This window comes from Pseudomonadota bacterium, from assembly GCA_022361155.1.
Classification (GTDB): Bacteria; Myxococcota_A; Polyangia; order Polyangiales; family JAKSBK01; genus JAKSBK01.
Genome location: JAKSBK010000246.1, coordinates 1 through 5,132, shown reverse-complemented (window position 1 = coordinate 5,132; position 5,132 = coordinate 1). Strand labels below are relative to the sequence as shown.

Sequence of the window (5,132 nt, the reverse complement as noted above, 5' to 3'; positions counted from 1 at the left end):
CGTGTAAAAGCGGATGATCCGATACGTCGGGTTGTTCTGAACCGGAATATCGGTGGCCATGACGATGCGGCCGTTCACTGCGATGCGGTACACGTCCGCCGTCAGACGCAGCGATTCAGCGGCCCGCATAGTGAAGCCCAGGCTCACGTTGAGCGACTTCTCGGCCACCAGGGGACGGCCTCCGTGCAGCGACGCGATCGGGTCGGTGGGTCGCACCGTGCCCGTGATCTGCTGTTCAATCGTGCCGGGAACGAAGACCGTGGCCACATTGGTCAAGTTCGACTGGCCTGGCGTCGGGGCCCGGAAACCCGTCGACAGCGCGCCGCGCAGCGTCAGGTACTCCGCAAGGATGTAGCGGGTCGCGAGCTTGCCATTGAGGGTCGAGCCGAAGCTCGAGAAGTCCTCGAAGCGGGCTGCCGTCTGCACCAGGTATTCGTCGGTGACGTCCCACTCCATGTCGGCGTACAGGGCCCAGTTGGTGCGGGCCCACGAGCCCGCCATCGCGGGCGATGTGCCCTGGTAGCCGTTGGCGCCTACGAGCGGCGGCTGGTAGGGCAGGTTGGTCACCGGATCGATCAACCCACCGACGGCGGCCCAGCGCCCCGGCATCCAGGAGGCATCGTCGCCCTGATGCATGGTGTACTTCTCTTGGCGCCACTCGGCTCCCCAGGCCAGGTTGAGGTTGTCGCGGACGCCGTACGAGAAATCGGCATTGACGTTGAGATCGTCTTGCTGCAAGTCGCCCGGCCGGAACACGGTGGGTGATTCGAACCCCCAGGAAGGGTTGATGCTGTTGTTCAGGGTGTAGTTGATCCGGTTCCTCCCGTAGCTGCCGCTCACGTCATACAGGATACCGGGGCCGAATTCGCCTCGGACGCCTGCGGTCTGGCTCAAGTCCGTGATGCGACCCTCGAAGCGCGGCGTGAAGCCAACCGGCCATAGATGTGGGTCGGACCAGCTGAAGTTGCCCTCGAAAGGGTTCAGGGGATTGACGGGCAGCGTGCTGGTGACGCCCTCCTTGTTGGGCTCGCGGTAGAAGAAGCTGTAGTTGCCGTAGGTGCGAGCGAAATTGCCGAAAAAGTAGGGCTCGAAATACTCGCTGAGCGAGAACCCGCCATTCCAGAAGGTGCGCAGGCCGCTGCTTGCGGGCCGGCCCCAAATCTGGGCCGGGTTCGGTACGTTCGGAATGCCCAGGTTGGTCAGTTTCTGCGCCTCGGCGTGCTGGCCACCGCGCGACAGTTCCTCGGAGCCCATGTACTCGGCGCTCAGGCTGAGGAAGCCGTCCGGCCCCAGCGGCACACCCACGTTGCCCGCGACTTGAACCTCGTACTCGCCCTCGTACCAGCGGCCGGCCTTGGCTTGCAGCTCCATGCCCTGCGGGTCGTCCTTGAGGATGAAGTTGATCACACCTGCGATGGCGTCGGAACCGTACTGTGCCGCGGCCCCATCCCGCAGCACTTCCATGCTGCGCAGCGCGACGGAAGGGATCATGCCGATATCCACCGCCTGGGCCCCTTGGTTCATGGCGGCGCCTCCGAGAGCCACGAGGGCAGAGCGGTGGCGCCGCTTGCGGTTGACGAGCACGAGGGTCTCGTCCGGCGGCAGCCCGCGCAGCGAACTCGAACGGATGAAGGCGCTGCCATCGCCTGTGTACGCCGTGGCGGCGAACGACGGCACGATGTTCCTGAGTACCTCCGTCATGTCACCGTTGCCCTGTTGCTGCAGGGCCTCGGCCCTGAACGAGTCGATCGGGACCGCGGACTCCATGGCGCTGCGGCCCTTGAACCGGGTGCCCGTCACGAGCAGCGCCTCGACCTCTGCCGTCTCGGGCTCGTCGCCCGTCTCGACAGCTTCCGGCATGATGTCGTCGGGTGGCTCGCTTGCAGCCGCGGCCGAGGCGTCTCCTTTGGGGTCCGGGGCTTGTCTGTGCGGGGTCTTCCCGCGCGGGGTTTGTCCGTGCGCGATCGACGTGACGACGAGCACCGCTGCACAAGACAGCGGCACGAACCCTGGGCTAGGGCAAGGCTGCCGCCGAGTCTTTCGGGTCAGGTGCACGTGATCGCGGTTCCAAGACGCTTGTGAAGCGCCTCCTTATTAGCGATGGCGCATTCGAATGTACAGACGTTCCTGCTCACAAAAGCAAACGCAGGCCACAGTGCCAAGTGAACCTGCTAACATTCAAAACGTTCTCGTCGGCAGTCTTTGGAGTCGCCATGATCGAGGCCAAGCCCGCTTCCAGACAGTTCTCGCCGTCCCAGGTGGCCCTCGCGCTGGGCGTGAGCGAGTCGTCGCTCAAGCGCTGGTGCGATCATGGCGTCCTGAAGACGACCAAGACGCCGGGCGGACACCGGAAGATCACGCTGCGCTCGGTGCTCGAGTACCTGCGAGCGAGCCAAACCGAGCTCGTGCGACCGGAGCTGTTGGGCTTGCCTGCGGGGCTGCACCAGATCGCCGAGACGCGGTGCGCTTCGCAAGCGCTACGCTCGGGCCTGGTTCGGGGCGATGGCATGCAGGTGCGAGGCATCGTGCTGGGCTCGCACCTGGCGGGCACGACCATGACCGAGCTCGGCGACGAAGTAATCGCTCCGGCTTTCGTGGAGCTGGGCGAGCTATGGGCGTCGCACAAGCTCGAGGTCTATCGGGAGCGACGTGCCTGCGAGCTGACGCTGCGCGCCCTGCACGAGATGGTCGGGTACCTTCCCGACCCGCAGCAGGGGGCTCCGCTCGCCATCGGCGGCACGCCGGAGGGCGACGTGTATCAACTGCCCACGACGCTGATCGAGCTCGTGCTGCGAGCGATGGGGTGGAGGGCTCAGTCGCTTGGCAGCGGCCATCCGGGCCCTACGCTGCACGCGGCGCTGATCGATGTCGCGCCTCGCTTGTTCTGGCTGAGCGTGAGCCACGTGCAGGACGCGGCAGCCCTCGCAGCTACCTGCAGAGAGCTCGAGAGCGCGGCCGCGCGGCTGGGCGCGACGTTCGTTGTAGGTGGGCGAGGGCTCGATGAGAAACTGCGATCGCGCCTCGCCTACACTGCGCACTGCGATCAGCTCAAGCACCTCGAGAGCCTGGCACGCAGCCTGTGGCAGGTCGCTTAGGAAGGCGCTGCATTCCAGATCCCACTATAAGCTCGGCGGGTGTACCGCATGGACTCGGGTGCTCCGCCTGGACGACTTGCGTGTCAGCGAACGTGCCTGCCTGTGCGACCGCAGCGGGTCGCCTCGGCCTTTCGCGTGCCCTATGGGAGCGGCGCTGTGGGTGCCGTGCCCACCGTTGAGCGCCGAGATCGGCGATGGTAGTGGGAACCATCCGTGGCGCAGCGCGGAAAGCAGCCGTTGGGTCCTCCCCTCGGGCGGAGCCGTCGCCGGGCCGCGCGATTCTCGCGATTCCGAGGCTGGGCGGCGGCGGCTTCGCGATGCCATGAACTCGTTTCTCGCAGCATTCGCAAACTGGGATGCAACCTCATCCGACGCATTCATCGGGACGGCGCGCGCAATTACGAATGCGGCAAACGGCTTAGTTTTGACAGCTCGTGGCTCTGAGCTTTACAGCTCGGCCCGTCCAACTCGCCACCCGCTGCTTCACAGCGCGCACGCCGTTGATGTCGCTCGCGTTGTCGGTGTCCGCGGCGGGGCTCAGAGCACGCGGCGGAAATGGCTGGGCGATGCCGTTGGTCTGTTGCCAACGAAAACGGCTCTGGGGTTAGCAGGGCAGTAAACCTCAGAGTCGCCCGACCGACGCCGGCCAACCCTTGCACGATCTGCAACGGTTCGTCCGCCGTGCTCCCACCGCCGTTCGCTACCCGTCAGCGCCGCTCGATCGAAACGCGGCCGCCACCATGTCGCGGACCTGCCGATAGAGATGGCGGTCAGCCGTCTCCGGGGAGAGTCCTTCAGTGGACAAGACGGCGTCGGTGAACGCGAGCACATCCGTGGGAGGCGCGGCGGCTAGGCGCTCCACGTCTGCCGGAGGAAGGCAGAACCCCAACTCGACGCAGAGGTCGTTGAGCAGCTGCCGCGTATGACGTTGACTCAGCATCCGTGGCGCTCGACCCTGCCATGAGTGCCGTCGCGAGGTCCAGGTCGCGGAGCCCGGTGCTGATCACGTCGTAATTGCTCGTTTTCCGTCTGTCACCAAATGTGGCACGAAGTCGCCGCCATGGATGGTGTCGGCGATGCTGCTTACGATCGGGACCACACATCGCCCCGCGACCGAGCTGGGCTACCTTCTCGCTAAGGGGGCCCGGAAGAATAAGTCATCGAACCTCGGCGTCGACTTTCTGTGGCTACTGACAGCCATGCGTCGACATGCAACCAGCCTGCATGAACATCTTCGGACAGCCTTGGTCACCCAGCTTGCTGAAGGAAGCAGGAGTAGGTTCGACCTCGACCCATGCGGCCTGCTCGGTCAGTGGGCCGGTTCACCAGGGATACCGAACATGCCCAGAAGCGCCATGCCGCCAGGAGATCCCGATACCGAGAAGCTACGCGTCACCGTTCGCGCAGCGAGGTCAACCTCCATGATAGACCCGCCACGCGTGTCGCTGATGTAGGCCACTCCCTTGCCGAGAACCATGGCGCCGGCGCACCGACCCTCGGCTTCAAGGTCAGGCAAGACGCGCACGCTGCCGCCGACAAGCCAGCGCTCCACGTCCACGACATGGAGCTCGCCGTTGCGTGTCAACGCCGCGACCAGTTCGCCCCTGGACCGCTCGAACCCGAAGCTGCAATACACGGAGCCCAGCTCCAGCGTGTCGGCGTCCGTAATCTCGGTCGCTGTCGGCGAGATGCGAACAAGCCCATCGTAGAAGTTGTTTGGGAAGGCGAAGGTTCCCCACTGGCCGACCACGTACGGACTGTCGGGGTGGCCCGCCAGCACGCTGGTGCGGTTGGGCGCATCGGGGTAGCCGGGGTACTGGAGCTTCCGTGACTCGAATTTTGTCTCACGATCATTCCAGCTCAGGAGCAGAGCTCCACCATCAAGCGCCTGGTGACATCCGAAAATCGCCCTCGGACCCGACAGCGCTTCGCCATGCAGCCCCCAACATGAGGCCTGGAAGTCAGCACCGAAGTGGCGATGTTTTTTGACCCGACGCCTTAGGGCGCTCTTCGGACCGGAAGCTCCCGTTGAGCACT

At 65.1% G+C, this 5,132-nt stretch carries 4 protein-coding genes; 1 reads left to right on the top strand and 3 read right to left on the bottom strand.

Annotation, left to right across the window (positions count from 1 at the left end; genetic code table 11):
- Positions 1 to 2,004 (bottom strand): TonB-dependent receptor (locus tag MJD61_09215; GenBank protein MCG8555449.1); only part of this gene is annotated, 2,004 nt, incomplete at its 3' end.
- 209 nt (positions 2,005 to 2,213) lie between these two features.
- On the opposite strand from MJD61_09215, the gene MJD61_09210 reads away from it, so the two are divergent.
- The gene (locus MJD61_09210) at positions 2,214 to 3,095 is read left to right on the top strand and encodes a helix-turn-helix domain-containing protein (GenBank protein MCG8555448.1); all 882 of its coding nucleotides are present in this window, start codon (positions 2,214 to 2,216) and stop codon (positions 3,093 to 3,095) included.
- 700 nt (positions 3,096 to 3,795) lie between these two features.
- Here the strand turns inward: MJD61_09210 and MJD61_09205 are convergent.
- Complete coding sequence (locus MJD61_09205; GenBank protein ID MCG8555447.1) at positions 3,796 to 4,035, bottom strand: hypothetical protein; 240 nt, start codon at positions 4,033 to 4,035, stop codon at positions 3,796 to 3,798.
- A 369-nt stretch (positions 4,036 to 4,404) separates the two neighbouring features.
- The coding region (locus tag MJD61_09200; GenBank protein ID MCG8555446.1) for a hypothetical protein at positions 4,405 to 5,132 on the bottom strand (728 nt) is incomplete at its 5' end.